Annotated in this window: 21 protein-coding genes; 10 read left to right on the top strand and 11 right to left on the bottom strand. The window is 74.8% G+C overall.

Annotation, left to right across the window (positions count from 1 at the left end):
- The first annotated feature begins 58 nt into the window (after positions 1–58).
- Together OG904_RS06250 and OG904_RS06245 are read left to right on the top strand one after the other, a co-directional pair.
- Positions 59–595, top strand: a complete 537-nt coding sequence (locus tag OG904_RS06250) for a CinA family protein (protein WP_405497805.1) — start codon at positions 59–61, stop codon at positions 593–595.
- Positions 596–704: 109 nt separating this feature from the next.
- A complete protein-coding gene (locus OG904_RS06245; protein WP_328301131.1) occupies positions 705–1085 on the top strand; it encodes a helix-turn-helix transcriptional regulator in 381 nt (126 codons plus the stop codon).
- 531 nt (positions 1086–1616) lie between these two features.
- Here the strand turns inward: OG904_RS06245 and OG904_RS06240 are convergent.
- From OG904_RS06240 to OG904_RS06230, 3 genes are all read right to left on the bottom strand, one after another.
- Positions 1617–2384 carry an SDR family NAD(P)-dependent oxidoreductase gene (locus tag OG904_RS06240; RefSeq protein ID WP_405488206.1) on the bottom strand — a complete coding sequence of 256 codons (768 nt, stop codon included), beginning with the start codon at positions 2382–2384 and terminating at the stop codon, positions 1617–1619.
- 36 nt (positions 2385–2420) lie between these two features.
- Positions 2421–3314: an Fpg/Nei family DNA glycosylase gene (locus tag OG904_RS06235; protein ID WP_405488204.1), complete on the bottom strand. Its 894-nt coding sequence runs from the start codon at positions 3312–3314 to the stop codon at positions 2421–2423.
- A gap of 1130 nt (positions 3315–4444) precedes the next feature.
- A complete protein-coding gene (locus OG904_RS06230; RefSeq protein ID WP_405488202.1) occupies positions 4445–9037 on the bottom strand; it encodes an ATP-dependent helicase in 4593 nt (1530 codons plus the stop codon).
- Between the two features lie 80 nt (positions 9038–9117).
- On the opposite strand from OG904_RS06230, the gene OG904_RS06225 reads away from it, so the two are divergent.
- Entirely contained in the window at positions 9118–9966 is an 849-nt protein-coding gene (locus tag OG904_RS06225; RefSeq protein ID WP_405488200.1) for an AraC family ligand binding domain-containing protein, read from the top strand.
- A 60-nt stretch (positions 9967–10026) separates the two neighbouring features.
- Here OG904_RS06225 and OG904_RS06220 read toward each other — a convergent pair whose 3' ends face one another.
- Positions 10027–10809, bottom strand: a complete 783-nt coding sequence (locus OG904_RS06220) for a nucleotidyltransferase domain-containing protein (protein WP_405497803.1) — start codon at positions 10807–10809, stop codon at positions 10027–10029.
- Positions 10810–10902: 93 nt separating this feature from the next.
- Here OG904_RS06220 and OG904_RS06215 point away from each other — a divergent pair, with 93 nt between their 5' ends.
- On the top strand, positions 10903–11655 hold the full coding sequence (locus OG904_RS06215) for an AzlC family ABC transporter permease (RefSeq protein WP_405497801.1): 753 nt from the start codon (positions 10903–10905) through the stop codon (positions 11653–11655).
- On the top strand, positions 11652–11960 hold the full coding sequence (locus tag OG904_RS06210) for an AzlD domain-containing protein (protein ID WP_405488198.1): 309 nt from the start codon (positions 11652–11654) through the stop codon (positions 11958–11960). The genes OG904_RS06215 and OG904_RS06210 overlap by 4 nt, the downstream gene beginning before the upstream one ends.
- Here OG904_RS06210 and OG904_RS06205 read toward each other — a convergent pair.
- Complete coding sequence (locus OG904_RS06205; RefSeq protein WP_405488196.1) at positions 11929–12903, bottom strand: hypothetical protein; 975 nt, start codon at positions 12901–12903, stop codon at positions 11929–11931. The genes OG904_RS06210 and OG904_RS06205 overlap by 32 nt on opposite strands.
- A gap of 80 nt (positions 12904–12983) precedes the next feature.
- On the opposite strand from OG904_RS06205, the gene OG904_RS06200 reads away from it, so the two are divergent.
- Together OG904_RS06200 and OG904_RS06195 are read left to right on the top strand one after the other, a co-directional pair.
- Complete coding sequence (locus OG904_RS06200; protein WP_405488194.1) at positions 12984–13178, top strand: DUF3046 domain-containing protein; 195 nt, start codon at positions 12984–12986, stop codon at positions 13176–13178.
- Between the two features lie 273 nt (positions 13179–13451).
- Positions 13452–14546, top strand: coding sequence for an AI-2E family transporter (locus OG904_RS06195; RefSeq protein ID WP_405497799.1), 1095 nt, complete (start codon positions 13452–13454; stop codon positions 14544–14546).
- On the opposite strand, the gene OG904_RS06190 is transcribed toward OG904_RS06195, so the two are convergent.
- Both OG904_RS06190 and OG904_RS06185 read right to left on the bottom strand, forming a co-directional pair.
- Positions 14494–15255: a Clp protease N-terminal domain-containing protein gene (locus tag OG904_RS06190; RefSeq protein ID WP_405488192.1), complete on the bottom strand. Its 762-nt coding sequence runs from the start codon at positions 15253–15255 to the stop codon at positions 14494–14496. The genes OG904_RS06195 and OG904_RS06190 overlap by 53 nt on opposite strands.
- Positions 15256–15398: 143 nt before the next feature.
- Positions 15399–16202 carry a metallophosphoesterase gene (locus tag OG904_RS06185; protein ID WP_405488190.1) on the bottom strand — a complete coding sequence of 268 codons (804 nt, stop codon included), beginning with the start codon at positions 16200–16202 and terminating at the stop codon, positions 15399–15401.
- A 244-nt stretch (positions 16203–16446) separates the two neighbouring features.
- Here OG904_RS06185 and recA point away from each other — a divergent pair, with 244 nt between their 5' ends.
- The 3 genes from recA to OG904_RS06170 all read left to right on the top strand — a co-directional run bounded on the left by recA (position 16447) and on the right by OG904_RS06170 (position 21008).
- Positions 16447–17571, top strand: coding sequence for a recombinase RecA (gene recA / locus OG904_RS06180; protein ID WP_405488188.1), 1125 nt, complete (start codon positions 16447–16449; stop codon positions 17569–17571).
- 3 nt (positions 17572–17574) lie between these two features.
- Positions 17575–18285, top strand: coding sequence for a recombination regulator RecX (recX, locus tag OG904_RS06175; RefSeq protein WP_405488186.1), 711 nt, complete (start codon positions 17575–17577; stop codon positions 18283–18285).
- A 161-nt stretch (positions 18286–18446) separates the two neighbouring features.
- On the top strand, positions 18447–21008 hold the full coding sequence (locus tag OG904_RS06170; RefSeq protein ID WP_405488184.1) for an FtsX-like permease family protein: 2562 nt from the start codon (positions 18447–18449) through the stop codon (positions 21006–21008).
- A 251-nt stretch (positions 21009–21259) separates the two neighbouring features.
- On the opposite strand, the gene OG904_RS06165 is transcribed toward OG904_RS06170, so the two are convergent.
- The 4 genes from OG904_RS06165 to OG904_RS06150 all read right to left on the bottom strand — a co-directional run bounded on the left by OG904_RS06165 (position 21260) and on the right by OG904_RS06150 (position 23952).
- On the bottom strand, positions 21260–21646 hold the full coding sequence (locus tag OG904_RS06165) for a rhodanese-like domain-containing protein (protein WP_405497797.1): 387 nt from the start codon (positions 21644–21646) through the stop codon (positions 21260–21262).
- Positions 21637–22182 (bottom strand): cysteine dioxygenase, encoded by a 546-nt coding sequence (locus OG904_RS06160; protein ID WP_405488182.1) that lies wholly within the window; start codon positions 22180–22182, stop codon positions 21637–21639. Before OG904_RS06160 ends, OG904_RS06165 begins: the two co-directional genes overlap by 10 nt.
- 67 nt (positions 22183–22249) lie before the next feature.
- The gene (locus OG904_RS06155; protein ID WP_311318651.1) at positions 22250–22336 is read right to left on the bottom strand and encodes a putative leader peptide; all 87 of its coding nucleotides are present in this window, start codon (positions 22334–22336) and stop codon (positions 22250–22252) included.
- 32 nt (positions 22337–22368) lie between these two features.
- On the bottom strand, positions 22369–23952 hold the full coding sequence (locus OG904_RS06150; protein ID WP_405488180.1) for an FAD-dependent monooxygenase: 1584 nt from the start codon (positions 23950–23952) through the stop codon (positions 22369–22371).
- Between the last annotated feature and the right edge of the window lie 164 nt (positions 23953–24116).

Raw genomic sequence — 24116 nt, 5'->3', positions numbered from 1 at the left:
GGCGCGTGGCGCGGTAACGCAAGAGGCGGGTGATTCTTCGGTGACGGATGGGGCGGTGCTGAAGTTCGGAGATGCTGCCGGGGACACCGGGACGGTTGCGGCTGATGTGCTGCGCCTCCTTGCGGAGAGTGACGGAACGGTCGCTGTGGCGGAGTCGCTGACCGGCGGCATGGTCGCGGCGGAGCTCACGGCCGTTCCGGGTGCCTCCCGGTCCTTCCGGGGCTCGGTCACGGCGTACGCGACCGAGCTGAAGCACCGGGTGCTGGGGGTCGACGCCGAGCTGCTGGCGGCCGAAGGTGCGGTGAACGCGCAGGTCGCGGAGGAGATGGCGGCCGGAGTGCGGCGCGTGCTCGGCTCCTCCTGGGGCATCGCGACCACCGGGGTGGCCGGTCCGGAGCCCCAGGACGGGCAGCCGGTGGGCACCGTTTTCATCGCCGTGGCGGGTCCCGGCAGCAGGAAAACGGCCCGTCTGAGGTTGAAAGGCTCCCGTGCGGAAATTCGTAGGGAGAGTGCACGGACAGTGCTCGAACTGCTCGCGAGCGAACTCCGCGAGAATCTGCGGGGGCAGGATACGGAACAGGACGGGGGGATTTGATGTTTGCAGCCCTGAGTGAACACGACATCGCTCCCCGCACGGCCGCCGCGCGAGGCGGTACGGTGGGGCGTGAAGGTTACGGCTACACGGTCAGAGGAGGGAGCCACCGATGATTCTGCTCCGTCGCCTGCTGGGTGACGTGCTGCGTCGGCAGCGCCAGCGCCAGGGCCGTACTCTGCGCGAAGTCTCCTCGTCCGCCCGGGTTTCGCTCGGCTATCTCTCCGAGGTGGAGCGGGGGCAGAAGGAGGCATCTTCCGAGCTGCTCTCCGCGATCTGCGACGCGCTTGACGTACGGATGTCAGAGCTGATGCGTGAGGTCAGCGACGAGCTCTCGCTCGCCGAGCTGGCACAGTCGGCCGCGGCAAGCGAACCGGTGTCCGCACCGGTCCGCCCGATGCTCAATTCGGTATCCGTGACCTCGGTCACGGGTGGCCCGGAGCGGGTGACCATCAAGGCGCCCGTGGAAGCGGTGAATGTCGTAGCCGCTTGATGGATTCGTCAGCGCGTGTGACTGCGCGCTGAGCGTATGAGTGTGGCCGGAGCCCCGGCCGGTGCCTGAGGCACCGGCCGGGGCTCCCGGCCGTTCTGGGTGCGGGGGCGGAGGGGGTGCGGGAGGATGGGGCCCGTCCGGGTCTCCGGCCCCTGGAGGTGGCCGTGCGGGGGTTGCTGCGCATACCTGTGGGCCTGGCACTGGCCCTGACTCTGTCGGTGGGCGTGCTGTGGTGGTGGGCCGTGCTGCGGCTGGCCCTGGCACCGGCCGAGGCCGGGCCGCTGGAGGGTGCGGTCGCCGTGGGGGGCTGGGGGCTGGGCCTGCTGCCGGTGCACTGTGTGCCGGGGCCGGCGGGTGCGGGGCGTAGGGCGGGCGTACACGGGGGTGGTGGCGGTCCGGGCGGGGAGGTCGCGGGCCGGGAGTCTGTGGGCGGAGAGTCTGTGGGCGGGGTGTCTGCGGCGGGGGAGTCTGTGGGCGGGGTGTCCGCGGGCGGGGAGGCCGCTGCTGTGGAGTCCGTGTCCGGGGGAACGGCTACCAGGGCATCGAGACTCCACCGTTCGGGCGAAGGATCTGGCCCGTCATGAAGGACGAGGCGTCCGAGGCGAGGTAGAGCACGGCCCGGGCTATGTCCTCGGGCTCGCCCACACGGCCCAGCGGGGACATCCGCGTCATCATCGCCTCGGTCTGCTGCTGCACCTCGGGGCTGTGGCGGTCGGTCATCGGGGTGCGGATCCAGCCGGGCGCGACGGCGTTGACGCGGATGCCGTGCGGGCCGGCCTCGGTGGCGAGGGTCTTGGTCAGCTGGACGACGGCGGCCTTGGCGGCGCTGTAGCAGAGCAGGCCCGGCTGGGCGGCGTCCACGGCACCCGAGGCCATCGTGATGATCGAGCCGGGGCGGCCGGCCGCGATCATGGCGCGGGCCGACTCCTGGCAGGTGCGCAGCACGCCCTTGAAGTTGATGTCCAGGACCCGGTCGAGGTCCTCGTCGGAGGTCTCCAGGACGGTGCTGCGGTGCATGATCCCGGCGATCGCGGCGGTGATGTCGAGCGGGCCGGCCTGGGCGACCGCCGCCCTGACCGCGGCCCGGTCGGTCACGTCGAGGAGGTGGACGGTGGCCCGGCCGCCGGCCTTGGTGACCAGTTCGGCGGTCTCGTGGAGGCCCTGCTCGTCGCGGTCCGCGCAGTGCACGGCCGCTCCCGCCTCGGCGAGGAGCACGGCGGTGGCGCGGCCTATGCCGCTGGCGGCCCCGGTGATCAGGGCGGTGCGGCCGGTGAGGTCGTACGCGGTGGGTGTAGGCATGCGGGGACGGTACGACCGCATCTGACGGAGCGTCAACTATGGTGCCGGGCCGGATTGGCAACGGGGGCACCAGTACGTGGGGCGGCCGTCCTGGGCCGCCTCCCGGACCGGGGTGCCGCAGCGGAAGCAGGGGCGGTGGGCGCGGCCGTAGACGAAGAGCTCCTGACCGGGGCGGAAGCTGCCGGTGGTGTTGCGGCGGCGGTCCTTGTTCGCGTCGAGGAGCCGGTGCGCGGCGGCGGTGATGCGGGGAAGCGTGGCCGGCGGGATGTCTCCGACGGGGGTCCAGGGGGTGAGGGCTGCGAGGAAGCAGAGCTCGGACTTGTAGATGTTGCCGATGCCGGCCAGGTTGCGCTGGTCGAGGAGGGCCTCGCCGAGGGGGCGCGCCGGGGTGGCGAGGAGGTTCGCGGCGGCGGTGGCCGCGTTCCAGTCGGGGCCGAGGAGATCGGGACCCAGGTGGCCGACGGCGCGGTGCTCGTCGGTGGTACGGAGCAGCTCGACGACGGGGAGGCGGTAGCCGACGGCGGTGTCGTCGGCGGTGGCGAGGATGACGCGGATCTCGTGGGCGGGGCCGGCGGGGCCGGCGGGGCGGGTCGAGCGGGTGGTGGCCGTGGCCGTGGCCGCGATGGCGGTGGCGTTGGCGGTGGTTGCGGTGGCGGCGGCGGGGAAGATGCGCCAGGCGCCGTCCATGCGGAGGTGGGTGTGGAGGGTGAGGGGGGTATCGGATTCGCGGGACGGCGCGTCGGGGTCTGCGGCCGGGCCCAGGCGGATGAGGAGGTGCTTGCCGCGGGGGACGACCCCGAGGGTGGTGCGGCCGGTGAGATCGGCGGTGGCGAAGCGCGGGACGCGCAGGTCGGACCGGGTGAGCACCTTGCCCGCGAGGACCTCGCGGAGCCGGGCCGCGGTGCGGTAGACGCTGTCGCCTTCGGGCATGACCCCATTGTCCCGCGAGGGCGGTGGGGTGCGGGTGCCGTGGCCGGGGCTGGACGGGAGCGCGGGACCGCCCTCCCGGGCGGGCGGAGGGTACGGAGCCGGGTCCCTGGGCGGGGCTGAGGGTGTGGAGCCGGGTCCCTGGGCGGGGCTGAGGGTGTGGAGCCGGGTCCCCGGGCGGGCTGAGGGTGTGGGGTCGGGTTCCCGGGCGGGGTGAGCGGAGCCGGGTTCCTCGCCGGGGCTGAGGGTGTGGGGCCGGGCGGGCTGGGGTGCGGGGCCGGTTCCTGGGCGGGGCGGACGGTGCGGGGCCGGTTCCTGGGCGGGGCTGAAGGTGTGGGGTCGGGCTGCCGGGCGGGCGGAGAGTGCGGAGCCGGGTTCCCGGGTGGGCGGTACGGGATCGGGTGCGCGGGCAAGGCTGCGTCGGGCCTCGGCGTCCAGCCCGGTGCGCGGAGCCGCTCCCCGCCCCGCCCTTCCCCCGTTCCCCGGAGCTCTGCCCCGGACCCCGGTATGGGGCCCGGCCCGGGCCATGCCTGGCCCGGCGGGGCCAGGACCGGCCCCTGTCCCGGCCCTGATCGTCCCTGTCTGGCTGCGCCAGGGCCTGGCCCGGCTTGGCGACTGGACCTCGGCCCAGCCCGGCCCAGCCCGGCCCAGCCCGGGCCCGGCCTTGCCCCGCCCCGCCCCGCCTCGGCCCGGCCCTGGCCTGGCCCTGGACCTCGGTGTGGGGCTGCGGCCCCGGCCCGGGCACGGCCTTTGGTCCTTGGCGCTGGCCCTGCGGCCTCTGGCCCCGCCCTCGGCCTCTGGCCCTGGCACTCGGTATGGGGCTGCGTCCTGGACGCGGACACGGCCCCGGCCCCCCGGCTCTGGCCCCGGGCCTCGGTGTGTGTGGCCTCGGAGTCGGGCGCGGGGCTTGGGGATGGCCCCGTGGGCCCTGGTGCCGGAGCCTGGATCTGGCACCCGGCTTCGGTGCCGCCCGGGCCCGCGCCCAGGCCGTCTCTTTCGGATCTTGTCGGTCGAGCCCGCGGCGTCTGGTGCGGTGTCTGGCCGTGCTGTCGGGGCGTCCGTGTGGGACGTACTCGGTTGCCCCGGCAGTGCGGCCAGGCGTCGCGGGCCCGGCAAGATCCGAAAGAGACGGCTTAGCGCAGGCGGAGGCCTCTGGGGGTGGCGTGGAAGCCTGCGGATTCCATGGGTGGGGCGTAGGGGGAGGTGAGGGACGGGGTGGCGTTGATGCGTTCCACCGTGAGGGGCGGGAGGGTGCCTGCGTGGGAGGCGGTGGTCAGGGCGGAGAGTGCGGCCGTCAGGCGGGGGTCTTCGGGGTCGGGCCAGGCGAGGAGGGTTTTGCCGCCGCGCTCCAGGTAGAGGGTGAGCTCGCCGTCGACCAGGACCACCAGGGAGCCCGCCTTGCGGCCCGGCTTGTGGGTGGCGCCGGACGGGGGCTCCGGCCAGGGCAGGGCCGCTCCGTACGCGTTGGCCGGGTCGGCGGCGGCCAGGACCGTCGCGGCCAGTGGGGGCGGGGTCCGCTCGGCGGCGCGCAGCCGGTCCACCGCGCCGTCCATGGCGAACTGGGCCGCGCCCAGGCCTTCGACCACGTAACCCCGCCGGGCCTGGCCGCTGTCCTCGAAGGCGGAGAGGACGCGGTAGACCGCGCTGAAGCCGCCTTCCACGCCCTCGGCGGCCACCGCGCCCCGGGTCACCACGCCGTGGCGGTCCAGCAGGGTACGGGCCAGGGCGTGTGCGCGGTGCGTCGGGTCGGGGGCGTGGACCGGGAGCAGGGACCAGCGGCCCGACACCGTGGGCGGGCCCGTACGGGAGACCGGGGAGGTGAGCGTGCCGTAGCGGCCGCGCGGGATCGTACGCCGGGCGCGGTGGGCGGTGGCTCCGGCCGTGCGGCCCGAGCCGAGGAGGTTGCGCAGCGGGGACAGGGTGTCGTTCGTCAGGCGGCCCGACCAGGCCAGGTCCCACAGCGCGGAGGCGAGCTCCGGGTCCGAGGCGTCGGGGTGCCGGGCGCGCACCGCCTCCGTCAGCTGGCGGAAGAACAGGCCGTAGCCGCCCGAGAGGGCGTCCAGGAGGGCCTGGTGGAGCGGGGTGGGCTCCAGGGGGTGCGCCGGGGGGAGGAGGAGCGGGGCCGCCTCCGCGAGGTAGAGGGAGATCCAGCCGTCCTTGCCCGGCAGGGCGCCCGCGCCGGCCCAGAGCACCTCGCCCGTGGTGGTGAGCTCGTCCAGGAGCGAGGGGGAGTAGTCCGCCACGCGGGACGGGAGGATCAGCCGCTCCAGCGCGGAGGCCGGGACCGCCGCGCCCTGGAGCTGCTCGATCGCGCGGGCCAGTCCGTCGATGCCGCGCAGGGCCCCGCCCAGGTGCTGCCACTGGGGGAGGAAGGTGGCCAGCGAGGCCGGCGGGACCGGCTCCAGCTCCTGGCGCAGCGCGGCCAGCGAACGGCGCCGCAGCCGCCGCAGCACCGTCGCGTCGCACCACTCCTGGCCGATGCCCGCCGGATGGAACTCGCCCTGCACCACCCGCCCGGCCGCCGCGAGCCGGTGCAGCGCGCCGTCCGTCACGGCCGGGCCCAGACCGAAGCGGGTGGCGGCGGTGACCGTGGTGAACGGGCCGTGGGTGCGGGCGTACCGGGCCAGGAGGTCGCCCAGCGGGTCCTTCACCGGCTCGGTGAACGCCTCCGGGACGCCCACCGGGAGCGCCGTGCCCAGCGCGTCGCGCAGCCGGCCCGCGTCCTCGATCGCCGCCCAGTGCTCCTCGCCGCCGATCCGGACCCGGATCGCCCGGCGGGCCGAGGCCAGGGACTGCGCCCACGCCGGGTCCGCGCCGCGCGCCGCCAGTTCCCCGGGGGTGAGCGGTCCCAGCAGGCGCAGCAGGTCGGCCACGGACTCGGCGTCCTTGGCCCGCCGGTCCTCCGTCAGCCACTGGAGCTCCCGCTCCAGCTCCGCCAGTACCTCCGCGTCGAGCAGCTCGCGCAGCTCGGCCTGGCCCAGCAGCTCGGCCAGCAGCCGGGAGTCCAGCGAGAGCGCGGCCGCCCGGCGCTCGGCCAGGGGCGAGTCGCCCTCGTAGAGGAACTGCGCGACGTACCCGAAGAGCAGCGAGCGGGCGAAGGGGGAGGGTTCGACGGTGGTGACCTCGACGAGGCGGACCCGGCGGGCCTCGATGTCCCCCATGAGCTCGGTGAGCCCCGGCACGTCGAAGACGTCCTGCAGGCATTCGCGTACGGCTTCCAGCACGATCGGGAACGAGCCGAACTCCGAGGCCACCTGGAGCAGCTGGGAGGCGCGCTGGCGCTGCTGCCACAGGGGGGTGCGCTTGCCCGGATCGCGGCGCGGCAGCAGCAGGGCGCGCGCCGCGCACTCGCGGAAGCGGGAGGCGAACAGCGCGGAGCCGCCCACCTGGTCGGTGACGATCTGCTGGATGTCGCCGTGGTCGAAGGCCACGTCCGCCGCGCCCAGCGGGGGCTTGTCGTCGTCGAAGTCGAAGGACCGGTCCCGGGCCGGGTCGTGGTCCAGCAGGTCCAGGTCCATGCTCAGCAGGTCCGCGTCCGGCAGCCGCAGCACGATGCCGTCGTCGGCGTGCATCACCTGCGCGTCCATCCCGTACCGCTCGGAGAGGCGGGCGCCGAGCGCCAGTGCCCAGGGGGCGTGCACCTGGGCGCCGAAGGGGGAGTGGACGACGACCCGCCAGTCGCCGAGCTCGTCGCGGAACCGCTCGACGACGATGGTCCGGTCGTCCGGTACGTGGCCGCAGGCCTCGCGCTGTTCGGCGAGGTACGCCAGGACGTTCTCGGCGGCCCAGGCGTCCAGGCCGGCCGCCAGCAGCCGCAGCCGGGCGTCCTCGGCCGTGAGACCGCCGAGCTCGCGCAGGAACGCGCCGACCGCGCGGCCCAGTTCGAGCGGCCGGCCCAGCTGGTCGCCCTTCCAGAACGGGAGGCGGCCCGGGACACCGGGGGCCGGGGTGACCAGGACGCGGTCGCGGGTGATGTCCACGATCCGCCAGGAGGTGGTGCCGAGGGTGAAGACGTCGCCGACGCGGGACTCGTAGACCATCTCCTCGTCGAGCTCGCCGACCCGGCCGCCGCCCTTCTTCGGATCCGACCCGGCCAGGAAGACGCCGAAGAGGCCGCGGTCCGGGATGGTGCCGCCGGAGGTGACCGCGAGGCGCTGGGCCCCCGGGCGGCCGGTGATCGTCCCGGCGACCCGGTCCCACACGACCCGGGGCCTGAGCTCGGCGAACGCGTCCGAGGGATAGCGGCCGGCCAGCATGTCCAGCACCGCCGTGAACGCCGAGTCCGGCAGCGCCGCGAAGGGCGCCGCCCGCCGCACCAGGGCGAGCAGGTCGTCCAGCTGCCAGGTGTCCATCGCGGTCATCGCGACGAGCTGCTGGGCGAGGACGTCCAGCGGATTGGAGGGGATCCGCAGGGACTCGATCGAGCCCGTGCGCATCCGCTCGGTGACCACAGCGGCCTGCACGAGGTCGCCCCGGTACTTGGGGAAGACGACCCCGGTGGAGACCGCGCCCACCTGGTGCCCGGCCCGGCCGACCCGCTGGAGCCCGGAGGCCACCGAGGGCGGGGACTCCACCTGGATGACGAGGTCCACCGCGCCCATGTCGATGCCGAGCTCCAGGCTGGAGGTGGCGACCACGGCGGGCAGCCGGCCCGCCTTCAGGTCCTCCTCCACCAGCGCCCGCTGCTCCTTGGAGACCGAACCGTGGTGGGCGCGGGCCAGCAGCGGCGGTGCGCCGAGGGCGGCGCCCGACTGGGCCATGATCTCGGCCGGGGCCGGACCCTCCGGCAGCGGGCCGCCCGTGGCGCGCTCGTACGCGATCTCGTTGAGCCGGTTGCACAGGCGCTCGGCGAGCCGGCGGGAGTTGGCGAAGACGATGGTGGAGCGGTGGGCCTGGACCAGATCGGCGATCCGCTCCTCCACGTGCGGCCAGATCGAGGGTTTGTCGCCGCCCTCCTTGCCCTCGGTGGCCGGCGAGCCGCCCAACTCGCCCATGTCCTCGACGGGGACGACCACCGACAGGTCGAACTCCTTGGTCGAGGGCGGCTGGACGATCTCCACCCTGCCGCGCGGCGCGAGGTACCGGGCCACCTCGTCCACCGGCCGGACCGTGGCCGACAGCCCGATCCGGCGCGCCGGGCGCGGCAGCAGCTCGTCCAACCGCTCCAGCGACAGGGCCAGATGGGCGCCGCGCTTGGTCCCGGCGACCGCGTGCACCTCGTCCAGGATCACCGTCTCGATCCCGGCCAGGGCGTCGCGGGCGGCCGAGGTCAGCATCAGGAACAGCGACTCGGGCGTGGTGATCAGGATGTCCGGCGGCCGGGTCACCAGCGCCCGCCGCTCGGCGGGCGGGGTGTCGCCGGAGCGGATCCCGACCCGGATCTCCGGCTCGGGCAGGCCCAGCCGCACCGACTCCTGCCGGATGCCGGTCAGCGGGCTGCGCAGATTGCGCTCCACGTCCACGGCGAGGGCCTTCAGGGGCGATACGTACAGCACCCGGCAGCGCTTCTTCGGGTCGGCCGGGGGCGGGGTCGACGCGAGCTGGTCGAGGGCCGCGAGGAAGGCGGCCAGGGTCTTGCCGGAGCCGGTGGGGGCCACCACCAGCACGTCCGAGCCCGCCCCGATGGCCCGCCAGGCGCCCTCCTGGGCGGCGGTGGGCGAGACGAAGGCCCCCGTGAACCAGGAACGGGTCGCGGGGGAGAACGAGTCGAGCGCGGTACCGGACATGCCCCCATCGTGCACCCGCCCACTGACAACCGGCCCGACCTGCGAGGACGCCCCGGCCGGCCGGGGCGCAGAATGGGGGGATGGGGACGGGGAGCGGAGCGGAAGAGGGCCGCCGGGAGTGGGCACGGCACTGGCAGTACGCGGAACTGCCCGGGCTGGACCTCCTGCGCGCCCACTACGTGCGCCACACCTTCCCGCGCCACGCCCACGACGGGTACGTCATCGCGGCCGTCACCGGCGGCATCGAGGAGGTCGGCCTGCCGGGGGACACCATCCGCGCCGGACCCGGCAGCGTGGTCCTGATCAACCCCGAGGTCCCGCACACCGCCCGCGCCGGAGTCCCCGAGGGCTGGGCCTACGCCACCCTCTACCCCTCCCGGGCGCTGATCACCGAGGTCGCCGCCGAGATCGGCACCCTGCGCGGGACCCCCGGCTTCACCGCCGACATGGTCACCGACCCGCGGGCCTCGCGGGTCATCACCGAGGTCCACCGGGCCGCCGAGGCGGGCAACGCGCTGGCCGCCGACACGCTGCTGCGCGGTGTGGTGGCCCGGATGCTGAAGCGGCACGCCGGACCGCTGCCCGCCCGTACGGTACGTCGCGCGGGCGCCGCCGACGCGGAGCGGGCCCGGGCCGTACTGGAGGAGCGGATGGGCGAGCCACCGTCGCTGGAGCAGCTCGCGGCGGAGCTGGGCACGAGCCCGTTCGCGCTGCTGCGGGCCTTCCGGGACCGGTACGGCATGCCCCCGCACACCTGGCTGACCGACGCCCGGGTCCGGCGGGCGCGCCGGCTGCTCGACGCGGGCACCCCGCCGGCGGAGGCCGCCGTCACCGTCGGCTTCACCGACCAGCCGCACCTGAACCGGCACTTCACCCGCATCGTGGGAGTCCCACCGGGGGCTTACCGGCGGGGACGGGCGGCCGGTTAGGGCGGGACAGGCCAGGACGACAGTGCCGCGCGGGCCTCCTCGATCAGGGCGGGACAGGCCCTAGGACGACAGTGCCGCGCGGGTCTCCTCGATCAGGGCGCGGGCCGCGGAGACCGTCGCCGTCAGGGCGGCCGCCGTGGTGCCCGGCGCGCCCAGCAGGGTCCGTACGCGCTCGCCGAAACCCGCCGGGGCAGAAGGCAGGAGCTCCGCCGCGGCCAGGGCGCCCTTCTCGTTCAGGCACCAGCGCCGGTCCGCCGCGAACAGGGCCTGGACGAGGACGCCGAAGGCCCGGGACAGGCAGAGCGAGACGTACAGGGAGTCCGCGCGGGCCGCGCCCTTCGCGGCGCCCGCGACGAGGAACTCCGCCTCCCAGGCCCCGGCGACCAGGGCCTCCCGCAGCGGCTCCGGGTACACCGAGGCCGCGGCGCGCAGCGCCGTCAGCTCGCCCGCGGGGTCGGCCAGGACCTGGCCCAGGGCCACCTCGCCCGGGTAGCAGGGGGACCAGAAGCCGAGCGGGTGCCCCGGCTGCACGCCCACCTCGTACCGGCCCGCGCGGCAGTCCTCCCACACCCGCTCGACCCGGTCCAGGTCCCGCAGGATCCAGTCCACCGCCACACCGTCCACGCGCAGCCAGGCCCCGCCGTTGACCCAGGGGCCCCAGCCGCCCGGTCCGGCCACCTCCACGTCCGGTCCGGCCAGCGCGCCCAGCGCGGCCAGGTCGAGGTCGCCGCGGTAGTAGACGCCGAGGTCCCAGTCCGATTCCGGGCGGTGTTCGCCGCGGGCCCGGCTGCCGCCGAGCATCACTCCGCGGACACCGGGCACCTCGGCCAGCCGGACCGCCATTTCCTTGATCACTTCGTTCACGGTGCAAGAACGTACAAGACCGGGGCGCCGCCGCCTCCGTATTTTCGGGGCGTGGGAGAACATCAAGTGGTGATACGAGAAGTACCCGAGGGGACCGGAGCCGGGACCGGAGCCGGGACCGGGGCCCGAGCAGGAGCCGGGGCCGGATCCGAGGTCCCGGCCAAGCCGCGTGCCGCCGTCGTACGGGACGCCCTCGGCGTCGGTGTGGCGGTCGGGCTGTCCGGGTTCGCCTTCGGGGTGACGGCCGCCGGATCCGGGGTCAGCACCCTCCAGGCCTGCGTGCTGAGCCTGCTCGTCTTCACCGGCGCCTCGCAGTTCGCGCTGGTCGGAGCACTGGCCGCCGGCGGGAACCCGTTCACGGCCGCCGCGGGGGCCTTCTTCCTCGGCACCCGCAACGCCTTCTACGGGCTGCGGCTGTCCCAGCTGCTCGCGCTGCCCAAGGGCGTCCGGCCCTTCGCCGCGCACTGGGTGATCGACGAGACCACCGCCGTGGCCCTCGCCCAGCCCGACCGGAAGTCGGCGCGGATCGGCTTCACCGTGACCGGGCTGAGCCTGTACGTCCTGTGGAACGTCACCACCCTGCTGGGCGCGCTCGGCGCCGAGGCCATCGGGGACACCAGGGCGTGGGGGCTGGACGCCGCCGGGCCCGCCGTCTTCCTCGCGCTGCTCGCCCCGATGCTCAAGACCGGCACCGAGCGGGCCGTCGCCGCCCTCGCCCTCGTCCTGGGACTGGGCCTGCTGCCCGTGCTCCCCGCCGGGGTGCCCGTGCTGATAGCGGCGCTGGCCGCGCCGGTCGTGCTGTGGATGAAGGGACGCCGCTCGTGAACGTCTGGATCGCCATCGGGCTCACCGTCGTCGGCTGCTACGCCGTCAAACTCGCCGGACTGCTCGTCCCCGCCGGAGCCCTGGAGCGGCCGGTGGTGCGCAAGCTCTCCGCCCTCCTGCCGGTCGCGCTGCTCGCCGCGCTCACCGCGCAGCAGACCTTCGCCACCGGCCACGAGCTGGTGCTCGACGCCCGGGCCGCCGGGCTGGTGGCCGCCGGGATCGCCCTGCTGCTGCGGGCGCCGTTCCTCGTGGTGGTCGCGGCGGCCGTCCTGGTCACCGCGGGGCTGCGGGCCCTGGGAGGCTAGCGCCGCCGGGGAGGAAACCGTGGGCGCGCAGCGTCAGCAGGGCCTCCAGCGTGGCGATCGGGCGCCGCTCCAGCGAGCTGCCCGGCGCCCACGCCGCGCGGTGCACCGGCCAGCCGCCGTCCGGTTGCTGCAGGCCGGCCAGGAAGTGCAGCGAGCGGCGCAGCTCCGCGTCCGTGAACCAGCCGCGGGCCAGGGACTGCGGGCGGCGGGCGAAGTCGTACGGGTACAGGTGCTCGCCCGGGGCGTGGCCCGGCACCGGCGGGTACGCGTCCTGCCGCGCGGGATCCAGTACGACGAGCTGCCGCTCCCGGACCAGCCGCCCCAGCCGGTCGGCGGCCGCCGAGGCACGGGCCCGGTCGGGGACCCCGTCCAGGAAGGCCACCGCGCTCTGGATCTCGTACGGGTGCGCGTGGCGCAGGTTCTCCACCCGGTCCCAGCAGAAGTCCGTCGCCCGGAACAGCCACGCGTGCCAGATCCGGTTGCGGTGCAGGATCCCGACGACCGGGCCGGTGGTCAGCAGGTCGCCCGGCGGGTGGTCGTGCAGCGGGAGGTGGGGGGCCGCCGGGTATCCGCCGTGGACCGGACCGGTCACCGGGAGCGCCCCGTCGGGGGTGGAGACCCGGGCGAGGTGATCGCAGAGCCGCTCGATGCGCTGCCCGGCACAGCGGCCCAGGCCGTCCAGGACGCGCAGGGCGTGGGCGGTGTGCAGCGGGTGGCTCAGCGGGCCGCGCAGATCGGGGTCGAGGGCGTGGCCGTAGCCGCCGTCACCGCCGAGGTAGGCGCCGAGGGCGGCGTCCACCGGGTCGGCGTCCCCGCCGAGGAAGTGGAACGCGAACCGCCGCTGCTCCAGCACCCGGGCCGTGAGCCAGATGAACTGCTCGGCGCGGGCCGGCGCACCCGCCGTCGTCGGCGCCGCCGGGGCGCACGCTTCGTCTCCAGGCATGCGAGAAACGTAGGGGCCCGTGGTGCGTCCGGGGGGCCGGAACGGGGCCGGTGCACTCTCCGGGGCGGGATACTGAGGTCATGCGGTTGACGAATTTCTGGGAGCGGATGGCCGAGCACTTCGGTGCGGGCTACGCGGACTCCTTCGCGCGGGACCACGTCATGACGGAGCTCGGGGGGCGCACGGTCCACCAGGCGCTGGCCGCGGGCTGGGAGGCCAAGGACGTGTGGCGCGCGGTGTGTTCGGCCATGGACGTGCCGGCCTCGCTGCGCTAGGCCGACCGGGTCGCCGGCCGTGGTGCCGGGCGGGCCCGGTGACCGCTTCGCGGTCCGCGGCGCCGGTGGGACAGACTGGGCGGCGTGGCAGCCAGCGATGAGACGACCGACCAGCCCGCAGACCCCCGGGGCGCGGCGCCGCCCGGCCGGGCGGCGCCGCAGGGCCCCCCGGCCGCAGGCCCCGTGGCGGCAGACCCGGGGACGCCGGGCTCCCCGCCCGGCCGCCCGCCGTCGCAGGACCCCGCCGGTCAACCGGCCCCGGGGGACGCGCGGATGCCGCGCTGGCTGCCGCGCGCCGTGGTCCTCGTACTGGCCCTCGTCGCCTGTTTCCAGCTCGGCAGCTGGGCCTTCCACCAGCTGATCGGGCTGCTCGTCAACATCCTGATCGCGTTCTTCCTGGCGCTCGCGATCGAACCGGCCGTGGCCCGGATGGCGGCTCGCGGCATGCGCCGCGGGCTCGCCACCTTCCTGGTGTTCCTCGGGGTGTTCGTCGCGTCGGCCGGATTCGTCGCGCTGCTCGGCTCGATCCTGGCCGCGCAGATCGTCGACCTGGTGGAAGGCTTCCCGGGCTATCTCGACTCGCTGATCGGCTCGATCAACGACACCTTCCACACGGACCTGTCCCGGCTGGACATCCAGGACAGCCTGCTGCACTCGGACTGGCTGCAGAAGTACGTGCAGAACAGCGCGAGCGGCGTGCTCGACGTGTCCGGCGCGGTGCTCGGCGGACTGTTCAAGCTGCTGACGATCGGCCTGTTCTCCTTCTACTTCGCCGCGGACGGACCGCGGCTGCGCCGCGCGCTGTGCTCCGTACTGCCGCCCGCGAAGCAGGCGGAGGTGCTGCGGGCGTGGGAGATCGCCGTCACCAAGACGGGCGGCTACCTCTACTCGCGCGGGCTGATGGCGCTGGTCTCCGGGGTCGCGCACTACATCTGCTTCGTGCTGCTCGACGTGCCGTACGCGCCCGCGCTCGCGGTGTGGGTGGGGCTGGTGTCGCAGTTCATCCCCACCATCGGCACCTATCTGGCGGGTGCGCTGCCGATGCTGATCGCCTTCACGGTCAACCCCTGGTACGCGCTGTACGTGCTCGGATTCGTGGTGGTGTACCAGCAGTTCGAGAACTACGTGCTCCAGCCGAAGCTGACCGCGAAGACGGTGGACATCCACCCGGCGGTGGCGTTCGGGTCGGTCATCGCGGGCACCGCCCTGCTGGGCGCGGTCGGGGCGCTCATCGCGATCCCGGCCGTCGCCACGATGCAGGCGTTCCTCGGTGCGTACGTGAAGCGGTACGCGCTGACCGACGACGCGGACGCCTCTACTTCGCGTTCTCGTCCGAGGAGGCGAGTACGGCTGCCAGGGCGTCGTTGACCCAGCTCTCGGCCGCGTCCTTGTCCACACCGAGGCCGCTGAGCAGACCCGTTCCGTTCTCCAGCTCCAGGAGCGCCAGCAGGATGTGCTCGGTGCCCACGTAGTTGTGGCCCAGGCGCAGGGCCTCGCGGAAGGTGAGCTCCAGGGCCTTCTTCGACGGGGCGTCGAAGGGGACCAGGGCGGGGAGGTCCTCCGCGGCCGGGGGCAGGCCCGCGGTCGCGGCGGCGCGCACGTCGTCCGCCGAGACCCCCTGGGCGGCGATGGCGAGGGCCGCGAGGCCCTCGTCCTCGGCCAGCAGCCCGAGGACGAGGTGCTCGGTGCGGATCTCGGTGTTGCCGGCGGCGCGGGCCTCGTTCTGCGCGGTCACGACCACGTTGCGGGCGCGGGGGGTGAAGCGGCCGAAGCCCTGGCTGGGGTCGAGTCCGGGCTCGCCCTCCTTGTCGGCCTTGGGTACGAAGCGCTTCTGCGCGGCCTGCCGGGTGACGCCCATGCTGCGGCCGATGTCGGTCCAGGAGGCGCCGGAGCGGCGGGCCTGGTCGACGAAGTGGCCGATGAGGTGGTCGGCGACGTCACCGAGGGCCTCGGCGGCCACCACGGCGTCGCTGAGCTGATCCAGGGTGTCGGTGTGGACCTTCTTGATGGCCTCGATGAGGTCGTCGAGGCGTACCGGATTGGTCATGCGGACGGGTTCGACCGAAGGGTTCGTCATGGGTGCAACCCTAGGTTGACAGTCGAGCGGGTGTCAACCTTGGGTTGTCAGTCGGCCTGCCGGAGACGCTCCGGCGCGGATCGCGGATCGCGGATCGCGGATCGGGGATTGCGGATCGGGGATCGCGGACCGCGGGCCGCGGATCAGCCGAGGCGGGTGAGCAGGATTCGGCCCCCCTCGTGCACCCCGCCGTCGATGGCGACGACCCGGCCGCCGGCGTAGCGCACCGCCTCCCGGACGTCCGCGGGCGCCACGCCGAAGTGCTTGGTGAGCGTGCTGTGCCCGTGCACCAGCACGTCGCCGCCGAGCGTGCCCAGCACGGCCGAGACGGGATCACCGGCGTGCGCCGCCCCGGCGCCGCGGAACGCTCCGCGGGCGCTCATCCGCCGGGTCAACTCCAGCCACACGGCGGTGTCCGGGGAGCTCAGCGCGGCGGCGACCGCGGCGTTGACCTCCGCGACCGTCGATCCGAACTCCAGGTAGCGGGCGGTGTCGGAGTGGACCAGGAGGTGGCCGTCCACGAGCTCCACCGCGGGCAGGCCGAGGATCCAGTCGATGTGCTCCGGTGCGAGGCGGCGCAGATCCTCCTCGGAGCCGCCGAAGCGGGTCCAGCCGCCCCGGAACCTGTCGGGTTCGTCCCAGCCCGCGACGGGTGCGCTGCCGAAGCGGTGCGCGGCGAGCAGCTGCACCTCGTGGTTGCCCAGCAGCGCCCCCACGCGGCCGCCGGCGGCCGCGGCCTCGTCCGCCAGTCTCCGGACGTCCTCGATGACGCCGATGCCGTCCGGCCCCCGGTCGACGTAGTCGCCGAGCAGCCACAGCCGTGCGTCACCCCCGGACCACCGGCCCGCGCGGTCGACGAGCGCGGCGTCACGGAGCACCTCCCGGAACTCGGACCGGTGGCCGTGGACATCGGCGGCTGCGTACAGGGGCGGGTTCGGCGTGGCCATGGGCCGGGACGCTACCAGCGGCCCGCCACCGGGGCAGCGGGCGTCTTCCGGCCGTCGCGGTACCCGCACCGGCCGGCCGGCGGCCCCGGCGCCGCGGGTCCGGCGTGGTGCGCTTGACACGGAAATCGAACACGCATTCTCATGGGTTATCCACAGTCAAACCGGACGCGGGACCGCGTTGTCAGTGGCAGGCGTTAGCGTCAATGGCGTGAAGCGATCGACTCAAGCAAATCGGGTGGAACCCATGGCAGGCAACGACCGCGAGAAGGCTCTGGAAGCCGCGCTCGCACAGATTGAACGGCAGTTCGGCAAGGGTGCCGTGATGCGGCTCGGCGACAAGCCGAACGACCCCATCGAGGTCATCCCCACCGGGTCGACCGCGCTGGACATCGCCCTCGGCGTCGGCGGGCTGCCGCGCGGCCGTGTGATCGAGGTGTACGGACCGGAGTCCTCCGGTAAGACGACCCTGACCCTCCACGCCGTGGCCAACGCGCAGAAGGCCGGCGGCACCGTGGCCTTCGTTGACGCCGAGCACGCACTCGACCCCGAGTACGCCAAGGCCCTCGGCGTCGACACCGACAACCTCATCCTGTCCCAGCCGGACACCGGCGAGCAGGCGCTGGAGATCGTGGACATGCTGGTCCGCTCCGGTGCGCTCGACCTGATCGTCATCGACTCCGTGGCGGCGCTCGTGCCGCGCGCGGAGATCGAGGGCGAGATGGGTGACTCGCACGTGGGTCTCCAGGCCCGTCTGATGAGCCAGGCCCTCCGCAAGATCACCGGTGCGCTCAGCCAGTCCAAGACCACCGCGATCTTCATCAACCAGCTCCGCGAGAAGATCGGTGTGATGTTCGGCTCGCCGGAGACCACCACCGGTGGCCGCGCGCTGAAGTTCTACGCCTCCGTGCGCCTCGACATCCGGCGCATCGAGACCCTCAAGGACGGCACGGACGCGGTCGGCAACCGCACCCGCGTCAAGGTCGTCAAGAACAAGGTCGCCCCGCCCTTCAAGCAGGCCGAGTTCGACATCCTCTACGGCCACGGCATCAGCCGCGAGGGCGGCCTGATCGACATGGGCGTGGAGCACGGCTTCGTCCGCAAGGCCGGCGCCTGGTACACGTACGAGGGCGACCAGCTCGGCCAGGGCAAGGAGAACGCGCGCAAGTTCCTCTGCGACAACCCCGCCCTCTCCGACGAGATCGAGCGGAAGATCAAGGAGAAGCTGGGCGTCGGTATCCGCAAGGACGCCGCTGCCACCGCCACGGCCACCGCTGAGGCCGGTGCGGACGCGTCCGCCGAGACCGCGGCCGTGCCCGCTCCCGCGTCGAAGGCCAAGACCGCGGCCAAGGCCGCCGTCGCCAAGAGCTGACCCGTGTGGGAGCAGGAAAGGGGTGGCGGCGGAGACGGCCGGGAAGGCCGTCGCGCGGGAGGCCGTGAAGGCCGCCGCCCATTCGGTCGTGAAGGTGGTCGTGAAAGCGGCCGGGACGGCAGTCGGGACGGCAGTCGTGAAGGCAGCCGGGAAGGCCGTCGCGCGGAGGGCCGGGGCGCCGAGGGCCGGGAAGGCCGTCAGGAGCTGCCGCCCCAGAGTCCCGAGGAGCAGGCGCGGGCGATCTGCCTGCGCCTGCTCACCGGGATGCCGCGCACCCGGCGGCAGCTCGCGGACGCCCTGGCCAAACGGGACATCCCCGAGGAGGTGTCGGAACAGGTCCTCTCCCGGTTCGAGGAGGTGGGCCTGATCGACGACGCCGCGTTCGCCGGGGCCTGGGTCGAGTCCCGCCACCGCGGCCGGGGTCTGGCCCGCCGGGCGCTCGCGCAGGAACTCCGTACCAAGGGGGTGGCCCCCACCCTCGTCCAGGAGGCCCTGGAACAGCTGGACTCCGACCAGGAGGAGGAGACCGCCCGGGAGCTCGTGGAGCGCAAGCTCCGCGCGACCCGGGGCCTGGAGCGGGACAAGCGGATCCGGCGGCTCGCCGGAATGCTCGCCCGCAAGGGGTACCCGGAGGGCATGGCCCTACGGGTGGTCCGCCGCGCGCTGGAGGCGGAGGGCGAGGACGCCGAGGACCTGGGGTACCCCGGGGGCTGACCCCGCTCACCGGCCCGGAACCACCGGGCGGGGGTGGGGCTGACCCGGCGGGTGGGGCTGACCCGGGGGTGGGGCTGACCCGGGGGGTGGGGCCAACCCCCGTCCCAGGAGGCCGGAGCGCTCCAATGTGACGCCGCGGACCCGGCGGCAGAGTTGCCCGCATGATGCTGCGCTACGCACTCCAGACCCTCAGGGACCGCAAAGCCGGATTCCTCGGTGCCTTCGTCGCCCTGCTGTGCGCGGCGGCCCTCGTGACCGCCTGCGGAACCCTCCTGGAGACGGGCCTCCGCGGAAAGATCGCCACCGAGCGCTACGCGGGCAGCCCGGTGGTCGTCTCCGCTGACCAGAACGTCCACGAGACGACGGTCAAGGAGAAGAAGGGCGGCACACCGAAGGCCAAGACGAAGCACAAGGCCAAACCCGTGGCGGAACGGGCCTGGCTGCCGGCCGCCACCGCGGACACCGTCCGCGCGGTGCCCGGCGTGGAGCGGGCCGTACCCGAGGTCACGTTCCGGGCACTGGCACTCGCCAGGGGCGCCGACCCCGCGAAGCCCTCGTACGGGCACGCCTGGAGCTCCGCCGCGCTCACGCCCTTCACGCTGGCCGAAGGCCGCGCCCCCGGGAGCGGTGACGAGGTCGTCGTCGACCGGGAACTCGCGGCCCGCGCGGCCCTGAGGCCCGGCTCCGAACTCGTCGTGCAGTCCACCGGCGAGCCCAGGACCTACACCGTCAGCGGGATCGCGGCCACGGCCGGCCGGAGCCTCGCGCACCAGAGCGCGCTGTTCTTCAGCGACGCCGAGGCACAGCGGCTCGCCGCCCGCGACGGCCGGGTCAGCGCCATCGGGATCCTGCCCGGGGCGGGCGTGGACCCCGGCGAGCTCGCCGGGCGGATCCGCCAGGCGCTCCGGGGCACCACCGCGCAGGTCGCCACCGGGGACGCGCGGGGCCCCGTCGAGTTCCTCGACGCGGCCGGCGCCCGGATCAAGCTGGTCTCCATGGGCGGCGCGATGGGCGGCACCTCGCTCCTCGTGGCGATCCTCGTGGTCGTCGGCACCTTCGCCCTCTCGGTCCAGCAGCGCCACCGCGAACTCGCCCTGCTCCGCGCCATCGCCGCCACCCCCCGGCAGCTGCGCCGCATGATCGGCCGCGAGGCGCTGCTCGTGGGTCTGGCCGCCGGAGTCGCCGGGGCCCTCGCCGGGCTGCCGCTCGCCGCCTGGCTGCACGGGCGGTTCGTCGGCGCCGGGGTCGTCCCCGTCACCCTGGAGCGCACCGCCGGGATCTTCCCGATGGCCGCCGCCGTCGGCGCGAGCCTGCTCGGAGCCTGGTCCGCGGCCCGGATCACCGCGCGGCGCACGGCCCGCATCCGCCCGGCCGAAGCCCTCTCCGAGGCCGCCGTCGAGCGGAGCCGGCCCGCAGGGGCACGGCTCGCCGGCGGGGTGCTGCTGCTGGCCGCCGGGGTGGTGCTGGTCGCCGTACTGAGCACGCTGCGCACCGAGCCGGCGTCGACGCCGGTCACCTTCCTCGCCGTAGTGGTGCTCGCCGGAGCCGTCTCGCTGCTGGGCCCGCTGATCGTCAGGGGCGCGACCGCGCTGCTCGCCGGGCCGCTGCGGCTGGCCGGTCCGGGCGGCCGGCTGGCCACCGCGAACCTGCGGGGCAACGCCACCCGGATGGCCTCCGCCGTCACCCCGCTCACGCTGCTGATCGGGATGGCCTGCACCGTGCTCTTCATCACCCCGACGCTCGGCGACGCCACCCGGACGCAGGCCCGCGAGGGGGTGCGGGCCGAGTGGGTGCTCCAGGGGCCGGGGCCCGGCCTCTCCGGCGCCGCCGCCGAGCGGATCCGCAGGACGCCCGGGGTCCTCGCGGCCACCGAGATCGTGCGCACGTCGGTCCGGGTGGGGCTGACGAAGTACGCGGCCCAGGGAGTGACCCCGGCCGGGCTGGACCGGACCTGGGACCCGGGCGTGACGGGCGGGAGCCTGGCGGGGTTCGGCGAGAGGAGTGCGGCGGTGAGCGAACTGGCCGCGGACCAGTTGGGCCTGGAGCCGGGGAGCGCACTGTCGCTGACCCTGGGGGACGGGACGCCCGTCACCCTGACGGTGTCCGCGGTCTACGCGCGGGGGCTGGGCTTCGGGGACGTGACGCTGCCGCACGCTCTGGTGGCCGCGCACGTGGACGATCCGCTCGCTTCGCGCGTGCTGGTGGCGGGAGTGGCGGGAGCGGGACCGGCGGTACGGGAGGCGCTGGCCTCGGCCGTACGGGAGTACCCGGGTGTGGCCGTGCTGTCGGCGGCCGAGGCGGAGCGGCGGTCCGAGGAGGCCGGGTCGGCGGCGTCGGAGATCAACCTGCTGGCGATGGGGCTGGTCCTGGCCTTCGCCGGGATCGCGGTGGCCAACACGCTGGCGATGTCCACGGGGGAGCGGCTGCGGGAGTTCGCGATGCTGCGGCTCGCGGGCGCGACGCGCAGGCAGGTGCGGGGGATGCTGCGGGCGGAGGCGCTGGCGGTGCTCCTGATGGGGGTGGCGCTGGGGTCGGGGATCGCGCTGGCGGTACTGACCGCCTTCAGCGTGGGCATGACGGGGGTGGCCGCGCCGGTGGTGCTCCCGCTGGTGTACGGGGTCGTCGTCGCCGGGGCCGGGCTGCTGGCGCTGTCCGCGACCGGTCTCGCGGGCCGGATCGCGCTCCGCCCGCACCCCGCAGCCCCGGCCCCCGCGAACCCCTGACCCCGACGGGGCCCGTCCCCTACCCCTTCCCCGGCCCTGCCCGGCCCCGCGCCTTGCCGGGTGGAGTCCGGGGAACGGGGGAAGGGTGGGTAGGGGAGTTGCGCCCGCAGGGCCCACCACCCGCACCGAGCACCGGGCCCCGTGCCGGGGCGGCGGTGGTCGCGACCCCGACCAGGCACCGACGGACGGAGTCCGGCGCAGCGGCGCGATGCCCGGAAAGCGCGTCAGCGCTGAGCGGTGCGAGCGGCGCGTCAGAAAGGGGTGACGGGGAGGCCCGCCGCCTTCCAGGCCTGGAAGCCGCCCGTGAGGTCCGTGGCCTCCGGGAGGGCCAGCGCGTGGAGGGACGCCGCCGCGAGGGTGGAGGCGTAGCCCTCGTTGCAGACGACGATGACGCGGATGCCGTGGTTCACGGCCTCCGGGAGGCGGTGGGAGCCCTCCGGGTCGAGGCGCCATTCCAGTTCGTTGCGCTCGATCACCAGCGCGCCCGGGATCAGCCCGTCCCGCTCACGCAGGGCCTGGTACCGGATGTCGACCAGGAGCGCCCCGGCCAGGAACTCCTCGTGCGCCTGGGCCGCGTCCACCCGCGTGTACGTGGTCCGCACCCGGTCGATGAGTGCGTCGATGCCGCTCACTGCCAGTCCGCCGGACGCTCGACCTGCTCCAGCGTGAGCACCGGGCCGGTGCGGCTGTAGCGGCGGATCAGGGGCAGCGGCGGGTAGTACGCGTGGACGGAGATCGCGTGCTCGGTCCCGGACTCGTTCAGCACCTCGTGCACGTGGTGTTCGCCGAAGGCCCGTCCGGCGCCCGCCGCCAGGCCGCGCGTGCGGTCCACGTCGGGGGCGAGGGAGAGGGACTGCCAGCCCTCGGAGGGGAGGCGGACCGTCAGGGAGTTCTCGGTGAGGCGACCGCGGGCGGTGGTGAAGGCGCCCCGCGACTCGGCGTGGTCGTGCCAGCCGGTGCCGGTGCCGGGGGGCCAGCCGATCAGCCAGGCCTCGCTGCCGCCCGGGCCGTCCAGCCGGATCCACGTCCGGCCCTCGGGGTCGAGGGGCAGGGAGGCGATCAGCTCGGGGTCGGAGGCGACGCGCAGGGTGAAGGCGAGGAGCTCCGCCGCCGAAGTGGCGGCGGCGGGCGCCGGCCCGGAGGCCGGAGCGGGGGCGTGCGTGGTGGCAGGCATGGGGGATGACCGTCCTGGGGGTTCGCGAGGGTGCGCGGCACACTTCGGGCGCGCAGAGGTAGGCGAATCAGCAGGAAGGGCGACACACGCAGCCCGCGTAGCGGAGCAGGTCCATATGGACCCTCCGCCACAGGCGTACGTCGTTGCCGGTCATGTCCGCGAGTGAAGCACGACTCGGCGGGAGGGTCAATCGATCAACGGTGCGATGGCGGGAGCGGCGCGGGGAGCGGAAGAGGCGGCGGGTTCGGGCGCGCCGTGGCGGACCGCGTCCGCGGCCTCGTACAGCTCCGCCGGGCGGACCCCGTCGAAGGTGGCCGCCATGTGCCCGTCCGGTCGTACGAGGAGCACGGTGTGCGCCGCCGCCCCCGGGTACCCGTCCGCCACGAGCAGCTCCGCCCGGACCGGGAGCGCGGCGACCGCCGCCGCGAGGCGGGGCATCAGTCCGGCGCCCACCCAGTGGCGCCGGTCCCAGACCCCGGTGCCGGGCGCGACGAGGACGACCAGCAGCCGGCCCCGGCCCAGCTGGTCGCGCAGCGGCACCGTCGAGCCGTCGGGCGCGGTCACCGGGATGTTCTCGACGGACCCGCCCGGCTCGGTGGCGGTCGGGGCCTCGCGGACGGCCACGGGCGGGGCGTACACCGGTTCGGCGCCCAGCGGGCCGCGCCCCAGGTGGCCGTCGGTGAGGAGCAGTTCGGCGGAGCGCGAAGCTCCGGGCAGGTAGGTGCGGAGCCCGTTCCCGGCGCGCACCGCGGTCATCGCCTGGTCGGCGGCGCGCAGCCGGGAGGCGACCGCCCGGCGGCGCTCGGCCTCGTAGCTGTCGAGGAGTTCCTCGGAGGCGCCCTGGTGCCAGGCGAGGGAGAGTTTCCAGGCGAGGTTCTCGGCGTCCCGGAGCCCCTCCTCGACGCCCTGGGTGCCGAGCGCGCCGAGCAGGTGCGCCGCGTCCCCGGCGAGGAAGACGCGGCCGTCGCGCCAGCGCCGGGCGAGCCGGTGGTGCAGGGTGTGGACCCCGGTGTCGAGGAGCTCGTACGGGGGAGTCGTGCCGCCGCACCACAGCGCGAGGGTGTCGCGGATGAGGGTGACCAGCGCATCGGGGGTCACGAGGTCCCCGCGCGCCGGGAGCAGCCAGTCCAGCCGGTACACCCCGTCGGCCAGCGGCCGTGCGGTGACTTCGTCGGGCGGGCTGCGGTGCAGCAACGCCTCGCCCGGCCACGGCAGTTCGGTGCGCAGGGCGGCGACGGCGTGCCGTTCCACGGCGGTGCGGCCGGGGAAGCGGATGCCGAGCAGCTTGCGCACGGTGGAGCGGGCCCCGTCGCAGCCGACCAGGTGGCTGCCGCGCCACCAGGTGGTCTCGGCGCCCCGGGTGTGGGCGGTGACCCCGGTGCCGTCCTGCTCCAGGGCGTCGATCCGGCTCTCGGTGACCAGTTGGACCAGGGGGTGCGCGGTGGCGGCGTCGCGCAGCCCGCGGGTCAGGGCGTGCTGGGGCAGGTGGATCGGGGCCGGGCCGTCCTCGAAGGTGATCCGCTGGGAGTCGCGGCCGCGTCGCATGGTGCGCCAGGCGGTGAAGTACGCGCCCTCGTCGCGCAGGGTCGCACAGCCCAGCCGGTGCACCATGGCGGCGGTGTCGGCGTGCAGGGCGACGGTGCGGGCCGGGCGGGGTTCGTCCTTGCCGGATCCTTCGTCGAGCACGACGCAGGGCACGCCCTGGCCGGCCAGGGCGAGGGCCATGGACAGCCCGACGGGCCCCGCGCCGACGACGATCACCGGGTCCATGATGTGGCTCCCGGTGTCCGGTATGTGATCACAGAACGTATGCAACTCACTGGAGGTGCCTGCGTCAAGTGACGCCGGGCGGGACAATGCCGAGTGGTGCGGCGGATGAGTTCCGCCGCACCACACGTTTCCCGCCAGTGTACTGACCGGCTGTCAGGCCGGGT

This window comes from Streptomyces sp. NBC_00096 (assembly GCF_045041305.1).
In the GTDB taxonomy this organism is placed as follows: Bacteria; Actinomycetota; Actinomycetes; order Streptomycetales; family Streptomycetaceae; genus Streptomyces.
The sequence above is the reverse complement of the archived record's forward strand: the minus strand, read 5'-3'. Positions and strand labels throughout refer to the sequence as shown.

Coding starts and splice junctions, on each gene's coding strand:
- OG904_RS06245 (WP_328301131.1), top strand. CDS start 705: ATGATTCTGCTCCGTCGCCTGCTGGGTGACGTGCTGCGTCGGCAGCGC.
- OG904_RS06240 (WP_405488206.1), bottom strand. CDS start 2,384: ATGCCTACACCCACCGCGTACGACCTCACCGGCCGCACCGCCCTGATC.
- OG904_RS06235 (WP_405488204.1), bottom strand. CDS start 3,314: ATGCCCGAAGGCGACAGCGTCTACCGCACCGCGGCCCGGCTCCGCGAG.
- OG904_RS06230 (WP_405488202.1), bottom strand. CDS start 9,037: ATGTCCGGTACCGCGCTCGACTCGTTCTCCCCCGCGACCCGTTCCTGG.
- OG904_RS06225 (WP_405488200.1), top strand. CDS start 9,118: ATGGGGACGGGGAGCGGAGCGGAAGAGGGCCGCCGGGAGTGGGCACGG.
- OG904_RS06220 (WP_405497803.1), bottom strand. CDS start 10,809: ATGGCGGTCCGGCTGGCCGAGGTGCCCGGTGTCCGCGGAGTGATGCTC.
- OG904_RS06205 (WP_405488196.1), bottom strand. CDS start 12,903: ATGCCTGGAGACGAAGCGTGCGCCCCGGCGGCGCCGACGACGGCGGGT.
- OG904_RS06200 (WP_405488194.1), top strand. CDS start 12,984: ATGCGGTTGACGAATTTCTGGGAGCGGATGGCCGAGCACTTCGGTGCG.
- OG904_RS06195 (WP_405497799.1), top strand. CDS start 13,452: ATGCCGCGCTGGCTGCCGCGCGCCGTGGTCCTCGTACTGGCCCTCGTC.
- OG904_RS06190 (WP_405488192.1), bottom strand. CDS start 15,255: ATGACGAACCCTTCGGTCGAACCCGTCCGCATGACCAATCCGGTACGC.
- OG904_RS06185 (WP_405488190.1), bottom strand. CDS start 16,202: ATGGCCACGCCGAACCCGCCCCTGTACGCAGCCGCCGATGTCCACGGC.
- recA (WP_405488188.1), top strand. CDS start 16,447: ATGGCAGGCAACGACCGCGAGAAGGCTCTGGAAGCCGCGCTCGCACAG.
- OG904_RS06170 (WP_405488184.1), top strand. CDS start 18,447: ATGATGCTGCGCTACGCACTCCAGACCCTCAGGGACCGCAAAGCCGGA.
- OG904_RS06160 (WP_405488182.1), bottom strand. CDS start 22,182: ATGCCTGCCACCACGCACGCCCCCGCTCCGGCCTCCGGGCCGGCGCCC.
- OG904_RS06155 (WP_311318651.1), bottom strand. CDS start 22,336: ATGACCGGCAACGACGTACGCCTGTGGCGGAGGGTCCATATGGACCTG.
- OG904_RS06150 (WP_405488180.1), bottom strand. CDS start 23,952: ATGGACCCGGTGATCGTCGTCGGCGCGGGGCCCGTCGGGCTGTCCATG.